The 15338-nt window shown below is 58.2% G+C and carries 13 protein-coding genes and 3 tRNA genes; 11 read left to right on the forward strand and 5 right to left on the reverse strand.

The annotated features are described in order from the left end of the window. Window positions 1-282 precede the first annotated feature (282 nt). From dnaA to gyrB, 5 genes are all read left to right on the forward strand, one after another. A complete protein-coding gene (gene dnaA / locus HMPREF2943_RS09055) occupies window positions 283-1914 on the forward strand; it encodes a chromosomal replication initiator protein DnaA (protein ID WP_070444522.1) in 1632 nt (543 codons plus the stop codon). Window positions 1915-2491: 577 nt separating this feature from the next. Continuing rightward, a complete protein-coding gene (gene dnaN / locus HMPREF2943_RS09060; RefSeq protein WP_070444520.1) occupies window positions 2492-3673 on the forward strand; it encodes a DNA polymerase III subunit beta in 1182 nt (393 codons plus the stop codon). 5 nt (window positions 3674-3678) lie between these two features. Then, on the forward strand, window positions 3679-4857 hold the full coding sequence (gene recF, locus HMPREF2943_RS09065; RefSeq protein ID WP_070444518.1) for a DNA replication/repair protein RecF: 1179 nt from the start codon (window positions 3679-3681) through the stop codon (window positions 4855-4857). Then, window positions 4850-5392 carry a DciA family protein gene (locus HMPREF2943_RS09070; RefSeq protein ID WP_070711386.1) on the forward strand — a complete coding sequence of 181 codons (543 nt, stop codon included), beginning with the start codon at window positions 4850-4852 and terminating at the stop codon, window positions 5390-5392. The genes recF and HMPREF2943_RS09070 overlap by 8 nt, the downstream gene beginning before the upstream one ends. A gap of 130 nt (window positions 5393-5522) precedes the next feature. Continuing rightward, window positions 5523-7571 carry a DNA topoisomerase (ATP-hydrolyzing) subunit B gene (gyrB, locus tag HMPREF2943_RS09075; RefSeq protein ID WP_070512880.1) on the forward strand — a complete coding sequence of 683 codons (2049 nt, stop codon included), beginning with the start codon at window positions 5523-5525 and terminating at the stop codon, window positions 7569-7571. A 74-nt stretch (window positions 7572-7645) separates the two neighbouring features. Here the strand turns inward: gyrB and HMPREF2943_RS09080 are convergent, their stop codons facing one another. The 4 genes from HMPREF2943_RS09080 to HMPREF2943_RS09095 are packed head-to-tail and all read right to left on the reverse strand — an operon-like array spanning window position 7646 to window position 9077. Next, the gene (locus HMPREF2943_RS09080) at window positions 7646-8092 is read right to left on the reverse strand and encodes a DUF6918 family protein (RefSeq protein WP_070444512.1); all 447 of its coding nucleotides are present in this window, start codon (window positions 8090-8092) and stop codon (window positions 7646-7648) included. A 10-nt stretch (window positions 8093-8102) separates the two neighbouring features. Next, a complete protein-coding gene (locus HMPREF2943_RS09085; protein ID WP_070444510.1) occupies window positions 8103-8549 on the reverse strand; it encodes a hypothetical protein in 447 nt (148 codons plus the stop codon). Between the two features lie 49 nt (window positions 8550-8598). After that, the gene (locus HMPREF2943_RS09090) at window positions 8599-8859 is read right to left on the reverse strand and encodes a cell filamentation protein Fic (RefSeq protein ID WP_070444508.1); all 261 of its coding nucleotides are present in this window, start codon (window positions 8857-8859) and stop codon (window positions 8599-8601) included. Further along, window positions 8856-9077, reverse strand: a complete 222-nt coding sequence (locus HMPREF2943_RS09095; RefSeq protein WP_070444506.1) for a CopG family transcriptional regulator — start codon at window positions 9075-9077, stop codon at window positions 8856-8858. The genes HMPREF2943_RS09090 and HMPREF2943_RS09095 overlap by 4 nt, the downstream gene beginning before the upstream one ends. A gap of 79 nt (window positions 9078-9156) precedes the next feature. Between HMPREF2943_RS09095 and gyrA the strand changes: the two genes are divergently transcribed. The 5 genes from gyrA (at window position 9157) to HMPREF2943_RS09125 (ending at window position 13438) form a co-directional block, all read left to right on the forward strand. After that, window positions 9157-11745, forward strand: coding sequence for a DNA gyrase subunit A (gene gyrA / locus HMPREF2943_RS09100; protein WP_070711387.1), 2589 nt, complete (start codon window positions 9157-9159; stop codon window positions 11743-11745). A gap of 3 nt (window positions 11746-11748) precedes the next feature. After that, window positions 11749-12096 carry a DUF3566 domain-containing protein gene (locus HMPREF2943_RS09105; RefSeq protein WP_070444502.1) on the forward strand — a complete coding sequence of 116 codons (348 nt, stop codon included), beginning with the start codon at window positions 11749-11751 and terminating at the stop codon, window positions 12094-12096. An 87-nt stretch (window positions 12097-12183) separates the two neighbouring features. Continuing rightward, window positions 12184-12260, forward strand: a tRNA-Ile gene (locus HMPREF2943_RS09110). Between the two features lie 9 nt (window positions 12261-12269). Beyond that, window positions 12270-12342, forward strand: a tRNA-Ala gene (locus HMPREF2943_RS09115). Between the two features lie 490 nt (window positions 12343-12832). Continuing rightward, entirely contained in the window at window positions 12833-13438 is a 606-nt protein-coding gene (locus tag HMPREF2943_RS09125; RefSeq protein WP_070711389.1) for a hypothetical protein, read from the forward strand. A gap of 712 nt (window positions 13439-14150) precedes the next feature. Here the strand turns inward: HMPREF2943_RS09125 and HMPREF2943_RS09135 are convergent. Beyond that, the gene (locus HMPREF2943_RS09135) at window positions 14151-15011 is read right to left on the reverse strand and encodes a polysaccharide deacetylase family protein (protein WP_070711391.1); all 861 of its coding nucleotides are present in this window, start codon (window positions 15009-15011) and stop codon (window positions 14151-14153) included. 170 nt (window positions 15012-15181) lie between these two features. On the opposite strand from HMPREF2943_RS09135, the gene HMPREF2943_RS09140 reads away from it, so the two are divergent. Next, a tRNA-Ala gene (locus HMPREF2943_RS09140) sits at window positions 15182-15254 on the forward strand. Window positions 15255-15338 lie beyond the last annotated feature (84 nt).

A 15338-nucleotide genomic window follows, 5' to 3' on the forward strand; every position in this document is an offset into this window, starting at 1 on the left:
GAGATAGGCTGTGGATAAACCACCTATCCACACCTGTGGATAACTTTGTGGAAACCGAGGTTACGCGCTAAAACATCGTGTGGAATCTTCGGTGGAAATCACAAATTTCTTGTGATTTCTCGTTCCGTATCTCTTTCTTATCCATCCGTCCATCCCCGATTCTCACCCAGAGTCACGCAGTAAATATTTGGTTCTCAAGGCCACTTCTTCCCAGAATCAAATAGGTGTAGCCGCCTCTTCGGCAGCACCGCGTGAACTCTAACTACACAGAAGGTAGGCGTTGTGTCCGATCCGCAAGCAGCCCTCCGGGCCAGCTGGAAAGCTGTGGTCAGTGATTTGCTGGCTCAGTCCGAGCAACCAAGCTCGGATGTCCCCAACTTCTCCCATAGCCAGCGCCTCAACCTCCAACTCGTCGAGCCCATCATGATCGGTGATGGCTATGCGTTGATCGCCGCGCCACACGAGAACGCCAAAACTGTCATCGAAACTGAACTAGGGGAATACATCACCCGCGCTCTATCGCAGCACATGGGTCGCCCCTGTTCTTTGGCCGTGACCATTGCGGCACCCCCGCAGCCGGCACCACAGGAAGAGCCTCCAGCACCCGCACCTCAACGCCCTATCCAAACCGAGGCTCCCGAGCACGGCATGGGGCACCAGGCTCAGGCTTTCCAGCAGCCCACGCCGCCCGCTCCAACCTCCCAGCCAGAAACACCAAGCCACCATCAGCCGCGCTCATGGGAGACTGCGCATTCCCCAGCCAGCCTCGATGAATTGGCGCAACACTACAGCGAGCAACAAAGCACCGCACCCAGTGGCTACCCCGAAGCAGCCGGGGCACGGATCCCGCGGGAGGAGCCAGCGCACAACCCGAACCGAGAAAAGTCTCTCAATCCGAAGCACACCTTTGAGAACTTCGTCATCGGTTCCTCCAACCGCTTTGCTAACGGCGCCGCCGTGGCCGTCGCGGAAAACCCCGCGCGCGCCTATAACCCACTCTTTATTTGGGGCGGTTCCGGCCTCGGCAAAACGCACCTGCTGCACGCAGCCGGCAACTACGCCCAGGTCCTGCACCCGGGACTGCGCGTGAAATACGTGTCCTCGGAGGAATTCACCAACGACTACATCAACTCCCTGCGTGATGACCGCCAGGAATCCTTCAAGCGCCGCTACCGCAACCTGGACATCCTCATGGTCGATGACATCCAGTTCCTAGAAGGCAAAGAGTCCACCCAGGAGGAGTTCTTCCACACCTTCAATGCGCTGCACCAGGCCAACAAACAGATCATTTTGTCCTCCGACCGTCCACCGAAGCAGCTGACCACACTGGAAGATCGCCTCCGCACGCGCTTCGAGGGCGGATTGATTACGGATATTCAGCCGCCAGACCTAGAGACGCGCATCGCTATCCTCATGAAGAAGGCCTCCGCGGACGGCACAGACGTCGATCGCTCGGTTCTCGAGCTCATCGCCTCTCGCTTTGAATCTTCGATCCGCGAGCTCGAAGGTGCGCTCATCCGCGTTTCTGCCTATTCCTCTCTGGTCAACGAGCCGATCAGTTTGGAGATGGCGGAGATTGCTCTGCACGATCTGGCCCCGGATTCTGCAGATCGCCAAATCACCGCGGCAGCCATCATCGAGGTGACCGCGGATTACTTCAACATCGACGTGGATACCTTGCGCGGTTCTGGTAAGAAACGCGCCGTGGCTCACGCCCGTCAGCTAGCGATGTATCTGTGTCGCGAACTCACTGAGCTCTCCCTGCCAAAGATTGGTGACCAGTTCGGCGGCAAGGACCACACCACCGTCATCTATGCGGACCGCAAAATCCGTAAGGAGATGACTGAGAACCGGAATACCTACGACGAGATCCAGGCGCTGACCCAGCGCGTGAAGAACCACAACCAGCGTTAGCACCACGCAACGCTTGGCGACGCCCCTCCCACCTTCCCCGCAGCAACCTCCCCCGCGGGTGTGGGCAGGGGCGTCTTTGCGATCCGCCAAAAAGTTATCCACACCGTTATTCACAGCTGTGTAATTCCATTGTTGTAATTTGTAGATCCTTGTCACATTTTCTTCTTCCACAGCAGATCAGAGGGCACATCGCCCTTGTGGTTAACCCTGTGATCAGCAGGGATAGATCTGGGGATGGATTGTGGATAACTTTGACCCCGACCCAGTTACTCACATTTCTTGTCATTTGATCACAGTGATCCCACACCCTGACTCACAGATCGATTCGCGGCTCAGAGCTTGGCTTTTGCTAGGTTGTCCACAGATCCCACAGCGCTTATTACTACTCCTATTTTGTTTTCTCCCTAACTAAGAAGAAAAAGGATGTGTGTGATTCGTTGGCGCCCGGCCTGACCGCACGCCCTCATCGAGAGCACAGAAGGTAAATGACAAAATCCTGTGCTTCGGCGCTGATCCTGTAAGTTGGAGTGAGCTTGCAAGAATCTTCCATCCGCAACTAGAGGAGCGTCTCACCACCATGGAGCAGTCCGTGTCATTTCGCGTTGCCAAAGATGACCTCGCCAACGCCGTAGCGTGGGTCGCGCGCAGCCTTCCCTCGAAGGTCACCCAGCCGGTACTGCGCGCCATGCTGATCACCGCGGATGACAATGGTTTGGAATTCACCGGCTTCGACTACGAAGTTTCCACCCGTGTGCGTATCGCCGGCATGGTGGATGAGCCGGGACGCATCGCCGTGGCCGGTAAGTTGCTTTCCGACATCGTTGCTTCCTTGCCCAACAAGGAAATCGAGATGACCCAGGAAGACAACAAAGTTCTGTTGACCTGTGGTTCCTCCCGTTTCGAGCTGCCGCTCATTCCGCTGGATGATTACCCTCAGCTCCCTGTTTTGCCGGAGGTCACCGGCACCATTAACCCGCAGCTCTTCGTGGAGGCCATCAGCCAGGTCGTTGCGGCTGCCGGCAAGGATGACACCCTGCCGATGCTCACAGGTGTGCACATCGACATCAATGGTTCCCACGTGGAAATGACGGCTACGGACCGTTTCCGCTTGGCCATGCGCACCTTCGAGTGGGAGCCGGTATCTCCTGATGTCCAGGCCAAGCTTCTCGTCCCGGCCAAGACGCTGCAGGAGACTGGCCGCTCCTTGGACACGCACCTCAACATCCCGGTAGAAATTGCCGTGGGCACTGGTGACAACATCGCTGCGGAAGGCCTTTTTGGCCTGCATGCGGATAACCGCGAGACCACGACCCGCATGTTGGACGCGGATTTCCCCAACGTGGCACCGCTGCTGCCCAAGACCCACAGCGCCATGGCCAGCATTGAGGTTGCTCCGCTCCAGGAAGCGATTCGCCGCGTCTCGCTGTTGACGGATCGCAACGCTCAGATCCGCATGGAGTTCAGCGAAGGTGAGGTGACCTTGGCGGCCGGTGCGGACTCTGGTCGTGCAAGCGAGACCTTGCCGTGCGCCTTCAACGGCCGTGAGGATTTTGTTATTGCCTTCAACCCGTCCTACCTCAAGGATGGTTTGGCTGTGGTTCACACGGACCGCGTGGTCTTTGGCTTCACCGAACCTTCGCGCCCGGCAATCATGATTCCGGAACCGGAAGAGCTGCCGGTAGCCAACGAAGACGGCTCTTTCCCGACCCCGGAGACTGATTTCACCTACCTCTTGATGCCAGTGCGCTTGCCAGGCTAGGCCATATGTATATTCGCGATCTCGATGTCAGGGACTTCCGCTCCTGGCCCGAGCTCACCCTCAGGCTGAAACCGGGAATTACCTTGTTTGTCGGCCGCAACGGTTTCGGCAAGACCAATATCGTCGAGGCCATCGGGTATACCGCGCATCTATCCTCACACCGTGTGGCCCACGATGCCCCCCTCGTGCGCCAGGGCGCACACAATGCTCGTATCTCCGCCACGGCGGTGAACCAGGGCAGAGAGCTCACTGCGCACCTACTGATCAAACCCCACGCGGCCAACCAGGCGCAGATCAACCGTACGCGCCTGAAATCCCCGCGTGAGCTACTAGGCGTGGTGAAAACCGTGTTGTTTTCCCCCGAGGATTTATCGCTCGTACGCGGCGAACCGGCAGCGCGCCGCCAGTATCTGGATGACATCATTGCCTCGCGCACGCCGCGTTTGGCTGGTGTGAAGGCCGATTATGACAAGGTGCTCAAGCAGCGGAATGCGTTGTTGAAGTCGGCGTCGCCAAGCTTGCGCCGCGGCTACAGCGACAGTGATGGTGCCTCGGCGCTGGCGACTCTCGACGTGTGGGATACACAGCTGTCTTCCCTCGGCGCGCAGGTGATTCAGGCACGCCTTGCGCTTGTCGACGAACTCCGCGAGCTCATCCCCGCCGCCTATGCCGGGCTTGCCCCGGAATCGCGGCCGGCGAATATTGAGTACAAGTCCACGGTGGATATTTCTGATCCTGAGGTCATCGAGGCCATGATGCTCACCGAACTCGCTAGCAAGCGCCAGCGCGAGATCGAACGCGGTATCTCGCTTGTTGGCCCGCACCGCGATGACCTGCTGCTTAATCTAGGAGCGAGCCCTGCCAAGGGCTTTGCCAGCCACGGCGAGACCTGGTCCTATGCCATCTCCCTGCGGTTGGCGGAGTTCAACTTGTTGCGCCAGGACGGCACTGATCCGATCCTCATCCTCGATGATGTCTTCGCTGAGCTGGACGCCAAACGCCGCGAAAAGCTCGTTCACCTCGCGGCAGGTGCGGAACAGGTGCTCATCACCGCAGCTGTGGATGAGGATCTGCCCGGCAACTTGCAGCCCATCGAACGTTTTACGGTCACGGTCTGCGATACCGATGAGGGCCGAATCTCCGAGATCGCTCCGTATACGGCGGGCGGTGACGAGGATGACTGAACAAGACTTTGATCCGGTTAAGGCGCTTTTTGAGCGCACGCGGAACAATTCCCAAAATCCGCCGAAGCTCAATAAGCCGGCGCCCAAAATGAACTTAGCCCAGACATCTTCAGAGAAGCAGCCAAAGCCCTATCAGCGTGGTCGGCCGAGCGGTCCCGATGGCCGTCGCAGGCGACGGAGCCTCGAGATCCCTAGCCTCGGCGCGCAGATCCAACGAGAGATTGGCAAGCGCGGCTGGGAACACGAATTGGCCCATGGCTGGGTCATGGGCAATTGGGAAAACCTCGTCGGCGAGCGCATTGCTGCGCATACGCAACCGCTCAACATCAAAGAGCAGATTGTCTACGTGGCGTGTGATTCCTCCAGCTGGGCTACCGAGTTGCGCTACCTGCAGCGCCCCATCTTGCAAAAGATTGCGGATCGCCTGGGCCCAGACGTGGTGGTTAAGCTGCACATTCAGGGTCCTAAGCAGCACCGGAATTACGAGGGCCGCCAATGGGTCAAGCCGCAAGGTTCGCAAGATACCTACGGCTGATTTTCGGCGACCGCGAAATTCACGCAAATTTGGGGCTCTCACGGGCGTGCAGTGCCCTTGCGTGGGGGGACACAGTGTAGAATGGCTAGAGTCTTAGATTTAGCTCTAGCCAAAAGGAGAACACGAATCCGTGGCTGAACAACACGCATATGATGCGGGGTCAATCACAATTCTGGAGGGCCTCGAGGCCGTCCGTAAGCGCCCCGGTATGTACATCGGCTCCACCGGTGCCCGTGGCCTGCACCACCTGATTTGGGAGATCGTTGACAACTCCGTCGATGAGGCGATGGCAGGTTATGCCGACAAGGTCATCGTCACCCTCCGTGAGGATGGCGGCATCGAGGTCATCGATAACGGCCGTGGTATCCCGGTGGAGATGCACGCCTCTGGTGTTCCCACCGTCCAGGTGGTCATGACCCAGCTGCATGCCGGCGGTAAGTTCGACTCTGAATCTTATGCCGTGTCCGGTGGTCTGCACGGCGTGGGTATCTCCGTGGTCAACGCTTTGTCCACCCGTGTGGAGGCGGACATCAAGCGCGATGGCAAGCACTGGTACCAGAACTTCAACAATGCCATCCCCGATGAGCTTGTCGAAGGCGATAATGCTCGCGGCACCGGAACCACCATTCGCTTCTGGCCGGACCCGGAAATTTTCGAAACCGTCGAGTTTAACTACGACACCATCGCCCGCCGCCTGCAGGAGATGGCCTTCCTGAACAAGGGCCTGACCATTGTGCTGCGTGACGAGCGCGCTATCTCCAAAGAGCAGGCCGAGCTAGAGGAGATCGCCGAAGCCGGCGACTCCGCCGTGAGCCTGAGCTCCCTCGATGAGAAGGAAAAGTCTGACAAGGACGGCGAGGATAGCGAGGAGAAGACTTCCAAGAAGAACAAGGAAGTTATTTACCACTATCCGAACGGCCTGCAGGACTATGTTGAGCACCTCAACAAGACCAAGACCGCCATTCACCCCACCATCGTTGCCTTCGACGTCAAGGGTGAGGACCACGAGGTCGAAATCGCACTGCAGTGGAACCAGGGCTACAAGGAATCCGTCCACACCTTTGCCAACACCATCAACACCCATGAGGGTGGTACGCACGAGGAAGGCTTCCGCGCTGCGCTGACCTCCCTGATGAACCGCTACGCCAAGGAGCACAAGCTCCTCAAGGAAAAGGATGGCAACCTTTCCGGCGATGACTGCCGTGAAGGCCTTGCTGCCGTTATTTCCGTCAAGGTGGCGGACCCACAGTTCGAGGGTCAGACCAAGACCAAGCTTGGTAACTCGGAAATTCGTGGCTTTGTCCAGCGTTCCGTCAATGAGCACCTCAATGATTGGTTCGACGCCAACCCGGCTGAGGCAAAGGTCATCATCAATAAGGCCGTGTCCTCCGCGCACGCCCGTGTGGCCGCACGCAAGGCTCGTGAGCTCGTGCGCCGTAAGTCTGCCGGTGACCTCGGCGGCCTGCCGGGCAAGCTAGCGGATTGCCGCTCCAAGGACTCGAAGCGCACTGAGCTTTATATCGTGGAGGGTGACTCCGCAGGCGGTTCCGCTAAGGGCGGCCGCGATTCCATGTTCCAGGCCATCCTGCCGCTGCGCGGCAAGATCCTCAACGTGGAAAAAGCCCGCATGGACAAGGTTCTGAAGAACGCTGAGGTCCAGGCCATCATTACCGCCCTGGGTACCGGCATCCACGAAGAGTTTGATATTTCCAAGCTGCGCTACGACAAGATTGTGCTCATGGCCGATGCCGACGTGGACGGCCAGCACATCGCCACGCTTCTGTTGACTCTGCTCTTCCGTTTCATGCCGCAGCTGGTGGAGGATGGCCACGTCTTCCTGGCTAATCCGCCGCTGTACAAGTTGAAGTGGGCGAAGGGCCAGCCGGGCTACGCCTTCTCCGATGCCGAGCGCGACGAGCAGCTCGCCGAGGGCTTGGAGCAGGGCCGAAAGATCAACAAGGATGACGGTATCCAGCGCTACAAGGGTCTGGGTGAGATGAACGCCGCCGAGCTGTGGGAGACCACCCTGGATCCGACCACCCGCGTGCTCCGTCGCGTGGACTTGGAGGATGCACAGCGCGCCGACGAGCTCTTCTCCATCCTCATGGGTGATGACGTTTCTGCTCGCCGATCCTTCATTACCCGCCGAGCGAAGGACGTGCGCTTCCTAGACGTCTAAGCACTAGGTAAAACCCGCAAAGACCAGCACCTCATATGAGGTGCTGGTCTTTTTTCTTCGTCAAGCGCGTGCTCTTAGACAGTGCCCATGTGGCGCTGCAGAACGCGGCCGATGGTCGCAACATTGGGCTCCAAGATGGAGGAGGCTTTGCCGCGCAGGGACTTGTAGGTGCGAGCGATGCCAGGCGCATTAACGTCTTCAGCGGCTTTGTCCGCAGTAGTCATGATGACCTCTGTAACTTCAGCGCTGCGTCCGTCCAGGTAGGTGCCGAAGTCAGACTGCTCAGAGCCTTCGAATTCCTTCCAGTAGGAATCCAGGCTGTTGAGCAGCTCCGGGAGCATCTGGTTGATTCCCTTGGATAAGACCTTAGAATCTGCCTTCTTTGCGGCGGCTAGAGCGCCCTTGAAGGCCATTCCGGAAATGCCGGAAAGCGAAGAGACGGTGTCATCGGCGGCCGTGGCCAAGTCCGCCACCACGGCGTTGCGGGTAGGGGATTGGAGAAGCTGGGTGAGGTTTGTCATACAGGCGAGCTTACTGTGCCGGTGCGCTGGATCCTGCCTTGAGCGCGGCGAGCTGGTCAGCAATCTCCGGGAAACCATTGGTGCGGGCAAGGCGCTCGAGGTCAAAGTCGAGGCCACCTTCGTAGAGGCGGTTGTTCTCGGAAGAACCGGAGGAGCCGGCCATCCCGATTTGGGCGGCAAACTCGTCCACCTGGGCGCGCAGTGCCGGGACATTATCCACTACCAACTTGAGCAGTGCTGCTGCGGCGGCGATGCTACCGCCGATGATGAGCGTCATGTCGATCGGCGTGGAACCGGTCAGGGAGGAGCCTGCTTCGCCCTGCTGGAAGTTGGGGTTCTTGTTGTTTTGCCAGTCATTGTCAGCAGTCTTAGCACCCGCAGCCGGCGTCGCGGCAGTGGCGAGGGTAGTGGCAACGACACCAGCGGCTAGAAACTTCTTCAAAGACTTCGAAGGCATAGGGGATTCCTTTCTACAAGGGAATAGAGACTTCTTTATCATGTTTAACTTACATAACTTCTGCAACAGAAAGATAGACCTCCGTGCAAAATCGCGCGAATTCTTCGTTCCTTCCACTCAGAGCGGGGACCGCGCGCAAGACTGTTTCTAGTGATTCTGCCGCCGCAGAGCGGCTGCCATGAACGGAAATTCCCTCAATGGTGGCCGTGCTCGCAGCCGCCGCGGCGGCCAGGGCGGCAAAGTTTATAACCCGCACCCGATAGGCCTGGCAGAACTCCCGCGCGACGAGGAGCAGCTGTTCTGCGCTCATTGACGCCCTCCCCGGGCTTGGCGGATTTCCGCTTCTAATTCTGAACGCCCAGGCAGCAGCCGGCGCGCGGTGTCCTGCACGGCGGCATCCGAGAGGGTTCGTGCTGCTGCCGCAACGATGGCGCGGACCACCGTCTCGTGCTTGGAGGTTCCTTGCGCGGAGGCCAGCAGGGTCAGCGCGTGGTCTTGTTCCGGGGTCAGGCGCAGTGTCATAGCCATAGCGCGAATGGTATCACTGTGATACCACAGCCGTGCCACAAACGGCCTTATACGGCCCTAAAGGGTAGGATAGGGCGTTATGAGTGACAATAACGGTGATCTTTTCGATCGCATCCAACCAATTGACATCAATGAGGAGATGGAGTCGAGTTATATCGACTACGCCATGTCCGTCATTGTCGGTCGTGCCCTTCCGGAGGTGCGTGACGGTCTCAAGCCGGTTCACCGCCGCATCCTCTACGCCATGTATGACTCCGGCTACCGCCCGGACCGCGGCTATGTAAAGTCCGCCCGCCCGGTCTCGGACACGATGGGTCAGTTCCACCCGCACGGTGACGCCGCTATTTATGACACCCTCGTGCGCTTGGCCCAGCCGTGGAACATGCGCTACCCGCTGGTTGATGGTCAGGGTAACTTCGGTTCTCGCGGTAATGACGGCCCGGCAGCTATGCGTTATACCGAGTGCCGTATGACGCCCTTGGCCATGGAGATGGTGCGCGATATCCGCGAAAATACCGTCGACTTCGCGCCGAACTACGACGGTAAAACGCAGGAGCCGACTATCCTGCCCTCCCGCGTTCCGAACCTGCTGATGAACGGCTCCGGCGGTATCGCCGTCGGTATGGCCACGAACATTCCGCCGCACAACCTCAACGAGTTGGCGGAAGCCATTTACTGGTTGCTGGATAACCCGAATGCTTCTGAGGAAGAAGCCTTGGCCGCCTGCATGGAACGCGTCAAGGGCCCAGATTTCCCGACTGCGGGCCTCATTGTCGGTGATCAGGGTATCAAGGATGCCTACACCACCGGCCGCGGCTCCATCCGCATGCGCGGCGTGACCTCCATTGAGGAGGTGGGCAACCGCCAGACCATCGTTATCACTGAGCTGCCCTACCAGGTCAACCCGGACAACATGATCTCCAATATTGCGGAGTCTGTGGTCAACGGCAAGATCGCCGGAATCGCCAAGATTGAGGATGAATCCTCCGACCGTGTGGGCATGCGCATCGTGGTCACCCTCAAGCGTGACGCCGTAGCCCGCGTTGTCCTTAATAACCTGTACAAGCACTCCCAGCTGCAGACCTCCTTCGGCGCTAACATGCTTTCCATCGTGGATGGCGTGCCGCGCACCCTGCGCCTGGACCAAATGCTGAGCTACTACGTGGCTCACCAGATTGAGGTCATCGTCCGCCGGACCCAGTTCCGCCTCGATGAGGCCGAGAAGCGCGCCCATATCCTGCGCGGTCTGGTCAAGGCGCTCGACATGCTCGATGAGGTCATCGCGCTCATCCGCCGTTCCCCGACGGTGGATGAGGCACGCGAGGGCCTGATGCAGCTTCTCGGCGTCGACGAGATCCAGGCCGATGCCATCCTGGCCATGCGTCTGCGTCGCCTGGCCGCTCTGGAGCGTCAGAAGATCATTGATGAGTTGGCGGAGATCGAGGAGATCATCGCAGACCTCAAGGACATTCTGGCCCGCGACGAGCGTCAGCGTCAGATCGTTCACGATGAGCTGGAGGAAATCGTCGAGAAATACGGCGATGAGCGTCGCACCCAGATTGTCGCTGCCTCCGGAGACGTTTCCGATGAGGACCTCATCGCCCGTGAGAACGTCGTGGTCACCATCACCGCTACCGGCTACGCCAAGCGCACCAAGGTGGATGCCTACAAGGCACAGAAGCGTGGCGGCAAGGGCGTGCGCGGCGCGGAGCTCAAGCAGGACGATATTGTGAAGAACTTCTTCGTCTGCTCCACGCACGACTGGATCCTGTTCTTCACCAACTTCGGCCGCGTCTACCGCCTCAAGGCTTACGAGCTCCCGGAAGCTGGACGCACCGCCCGCGGTCAGCACGTGGCCAACCTGCTGGAGTTCCAGCCGGAGGAGAAGATCGCCCAGGTCATCCAGATTCAGTCCTACGAGGACGCTCCGTACCTGGTCCTTGCTACCCAGCAAGGCCGCGTGAAGAAGTCCCGCCTCACCGACTACGAGTCCGCGCGTTCCGCCGGTCTCATCGCCATCAACCTCAACGAGGGCGATGCGCTGATCGGCGCTCAGCTGGTCAACGAGGGCGATGACATCCTGCTTACCTCTGAGCAGGGTCAGGCCATCCGCTTTACTGCCGACGACGACCAGCTCCGCCCGATGGGCCGCGCTACCGCCGGCGTGAAGGGCATGCGTTTCCGCGGCGATGACCAGCTGCTGTCCATGTCTGTTGTCAACGACGGCCAGTTCCTCCTGGTTGCCACCTCCGGCGGTTACGGCAAGCGCACCGCGATTGAGGAGTACACCCCGCAGGGCCGCGGTGGCCTCGGCGTGATGACCTTCAAGTACACCCCGAAGCGCGGCAAGCTCATTGCGGCCATCTCCGTCGACGAAGACGACGAGATCTTCGCCATTACCTCTGCCGGTGGCGTTGTCCGCACCGAGGTCAACCAGATCCGTCCGAGCTCCCGCGCCACTATGGGCGTTCGCCTGGTTAACCTGGCTGATGACGTCGAGCTGCTGGCCATCGACCGCAACGTTGAGGACGATGGTGAGGAAGACGCCCAGGCAGTAGCCAAGGGTGAGAAGTCCGTGGAAGACGTCAAGCCTGAGCACCTCAAGTCTGGCGAAGACTCCCAGCAGGACGAAGCTGACAGCAAGGATGCCGATAAGGACGAGGAGTAACCCATGATTGGACGAGAGCTTCACCTCGCCCGGATTTCGCCCATGTCGGCGTTCCGCGTTGGCTTGGCCATGTCCCTCGTCGGCCTCGTGGCCTGGCTCATCGCCGTGTGCTTGTTGTACGTCGGCCTTGACCAGGCAGGCATCTGGGATTCTTTCAATAGCCTCGTCGGCGGTGTCGGCGGCGGCTTTGAGGTCTCCTTCGGATTGGTCGTCTCTGCGGCCGCACTGTTTGGTGCCATCATTGCTGTGCTGATGACCATCCTGGCGCCCATTATGGCTGTGATCTACAACGCCATCGTGGACGTCTTCGGTGGATTCAAGATTCGACTGCAAGACGAACCGATTAACTAGAGAATATCACCGCGAAAAACTACATATGACCTGGCGATTTGTAATAGATCGCCGGTCCTATGTAGAGTTACTACTCGTTCCGGTCAAGGGCCTATAGCTCAGTCGGTTAGAGCGCATCGCTGATAACGATGAGGTCGCTGGTTCGATTCCAGCTAGGCCCACCACGGAACAATGGGGCATTAGCTCAATTGGTAGAGCGTCTGCTTTGCAAGCAGAAGGTCAGGAGTTCGATTCTCCTATGCTCCACAGCATAAGTGGAAGGCGCCCGGCGGAAACGCTGGGCGCCTTTCGCATTCGGTGGGTTCAACTAGGCTTAATCAAGATCAAGGGCTTAAGGGACATTTCGTGTGGATTTAGGAGCGTCCGGCCCAGCCTTTTCTTATGCCTAAGCTGGGGTTCCATTCGTTGTCGATGTGGGTGTTCGAATTATCCCAGACTGTTCCGGGAATCCACATCGATCTATCCACACGAAATATCCCTTAAGCCGGGTGAGGGGCTGAGAGCGAAGCACGCGGTGTACGCCGTGATGACGATGCTGTTGCTAGCGTTGTCGTCGACAGCGAAAAGCTTGCATTTTAACACAAAATCCCGCTGCGAAACCTGCGGGGTAACTTTTTTCAACCAAATCACAGCGATATCCCGGACTATTCCCCGCATTGTATAACGAAACGTGAACATTCATGTTTAGATGAGGACGTCATTGATTCTCTCATTCTGTCCGAAAGGAAGATCCCTCATGCCTAATCTCAATCAGTTAACTCAAATGCTGAAAGACTTCCAACGACTTATCCCCGCGGCAGTCAGCGTTATTGTTGCGATTGCAACTGCAATTGGTGTCATCGCTGGTGGTCTTGACGGAGGTTCCAGCGGGAACCCTGGAGCGAATGACTCGCAAGGAGGTGCTACGCAGCCAGGGACTACTGGATCGAAGTATCTAACCGATGACCCCTCAAATCACCACGATAGGAAGGTTAAGTCGGGGGTGGGAGTGACCGTGAACGGGAAGGAATACGAAAAGTCAATCCTATCCACTGATGGTCAAGGTCGTTCTCAATTCTCTTTCAAGGAATACCGAGTAGCAGAAACCGCGAGAACGCTAAACCTCAAGGCAGCTTGGGTCGATACTATCCCGAACTCCGGCGGAATTGGCAAAGTCAGGATTACGCGTGATGGGCAGCTCCTTGGCGAATTTTCTGTCAAGAACGGTGAGATAGTCGCGCGCAATTTTGATGTGCGTGGCGGAGGCATGGTTCGAATTACGTTCTCTGCTTACGACCCTTCGAATGACCAAACACGAGTTCCTTCGAGCGGCCTTGCAGTCCTCACACCAGTGTTGAAGTAAACATCAACACAAGGCTCGTTTGTGCGAAAAATATAGCGCTGGAAACAACACCCAGCGCTATATTTTTTTGCTGCGTGAGCCCGCCCAAGGACACCTCAGTCATCCAGTAGAGCAGTGCTGGCGATCATGTTCCCAGCATACCGCCACTACACTGCCTATTTCATGTGCAGCTACGTTGCGCTGTGGACATGTAATTTCACTGCACTATGTGAGAAAGCGGCTTGACGTACAGGCCTGTATCTCTACGTCGAAATCCATCGGGATGGAAGAGATATGACCCTTCATACAAGATAAAAGACCCGCCGATATTCACTGGCCGGAAGCCCTGGCATCTCAATACCGCGCGGTTGCCACTGACGTAGGAGAGAATTAAGCGGGGTGCTTGAGGAAGTCGAGCACCCATAGAGCAGCAGTGACACTTAGACCTGAAATGATGCCCGGCATGGTGCCGACGAACAAGAATGGCTCGTTGAGAGAGTGGAGGAATTCTTCAAGGGACAAGGAGAGTTCGAAAAGCGGAGTATTCAGACAGGGGAAAGATATTTCAAGGAAAGAGGGAGGGATGCTCAAGGAAAGGGCAAGGCACCGCAATGGGGTAAGGGACCAAACTAAAGGCACCATTTGCAGCGCTGAATCATGAAAACCCCAGGTGAATGGATGTGGAATCTGCATAAGGTGCCTTTAGTTTGGTCCCACCACGGGCCGCTGTGCGCTAGCGCGTGAGGTACTGCCTTCCCGCCTGGGGATTGGGGATGAGGCGGTCGAGGCTTACAGGTTCGAGGCCCTTTGCGCGCAGTCCGTCGATGACGCAGTCTGCGGCTCCTACGGTCGTGGTGTGGATGTCGTGCATGAGGACGATGGAGCCGGCCTGTGCGCCGTTGACTGCGGCCTCGCAGACGTGCTCAGAATTGCGGTCCTTCCAATCCACGGTGTCGACGGACCACAGGGCCTGTGCCTGGCCATTAGCCTTCGCAGCGGCCTCCACGGTGCCGTTGGTGGCACCGTACGGGGGACGCATCCAGCGAGGGTTCTCACCCGTTGCTGCCTTGATGGCGGCAGCCCCGGCCTTGATTTCGCCGTCCACGTCGCTGGGGGAGAGCTTGTTGAGCTCGCGGTGGGATGCGGTGTGGTTTCCCACGGTGTGGCCCTCAGCCTTCATGCGGCGCAGCAGTTCCGGGTGTGCCGTGGCATTGGGAGCCAAGACCATGAAGCTGGCGTGAGCGTCCTTGGCCTTCAGGGTGTCGAGGAGCTGAGCGGTCAATTCGCCGGGGCCATCGTCATAGGTGATGGCCACGCAATTGGAACAGGTGGCATCAGCAACCGACTGCGACTGCTGTTTGCCGGTCGGCGCGGGCTTCCCAGCCGGACGCGAGGAGCCTGCAAAGACTGGGCTGCTCTGAAGCTCCTTGGGAAGAGCATCGTAGGCGTCCTGTTCTAGTCGTTGAATGTCCTTCTGGACGTCGGGGAGTTGGGGGAGTGCGGGAAACTCCGCTGCCGCAGTAGCGGTGCCAGGCAGGGCCGTGGCTGCCGCAAGGGCGATGAGGGAGCGAACAAGAACACTTTTTCGGCGCATGACAACCTTCCACAGACTTTTTCAGACCCCTTATTGTCTGCCCAGTGAAGGTGGATTATCCCTAGTGACACGCAACTAGAGTGAAAGAAGTTAACTCCTGAGGTTTTGCTAGACCCGTCCAGGGGGTGATTTCGCTGCTTCTACTGGGAGGAGTACGCTCTACAGGTATTGGGGCATTAGCTCAGTTGGTAGAGCGTTGCGTTCGCAATGCAAAGGTCAGGGGTTCGATTCCCCTATGCTCCACAGGGCGCTCACATGGTGAGCGCCCTTTAGCTTTGCCGGCTTAAGGGACATTTTGTGGGCTTAAGGGACATTTTGTGTGGATTT

The organism is Corynebacterium sp. HMSC072D12 (assembly GCF_001813925.1).
Classification (GTDB): Bacteria; Actinomycetota; Actinomycetes; order Mycobacteriales; family Mycobacteriaceae; genus Corynebacterium; species Corynebacterium aurimucosum.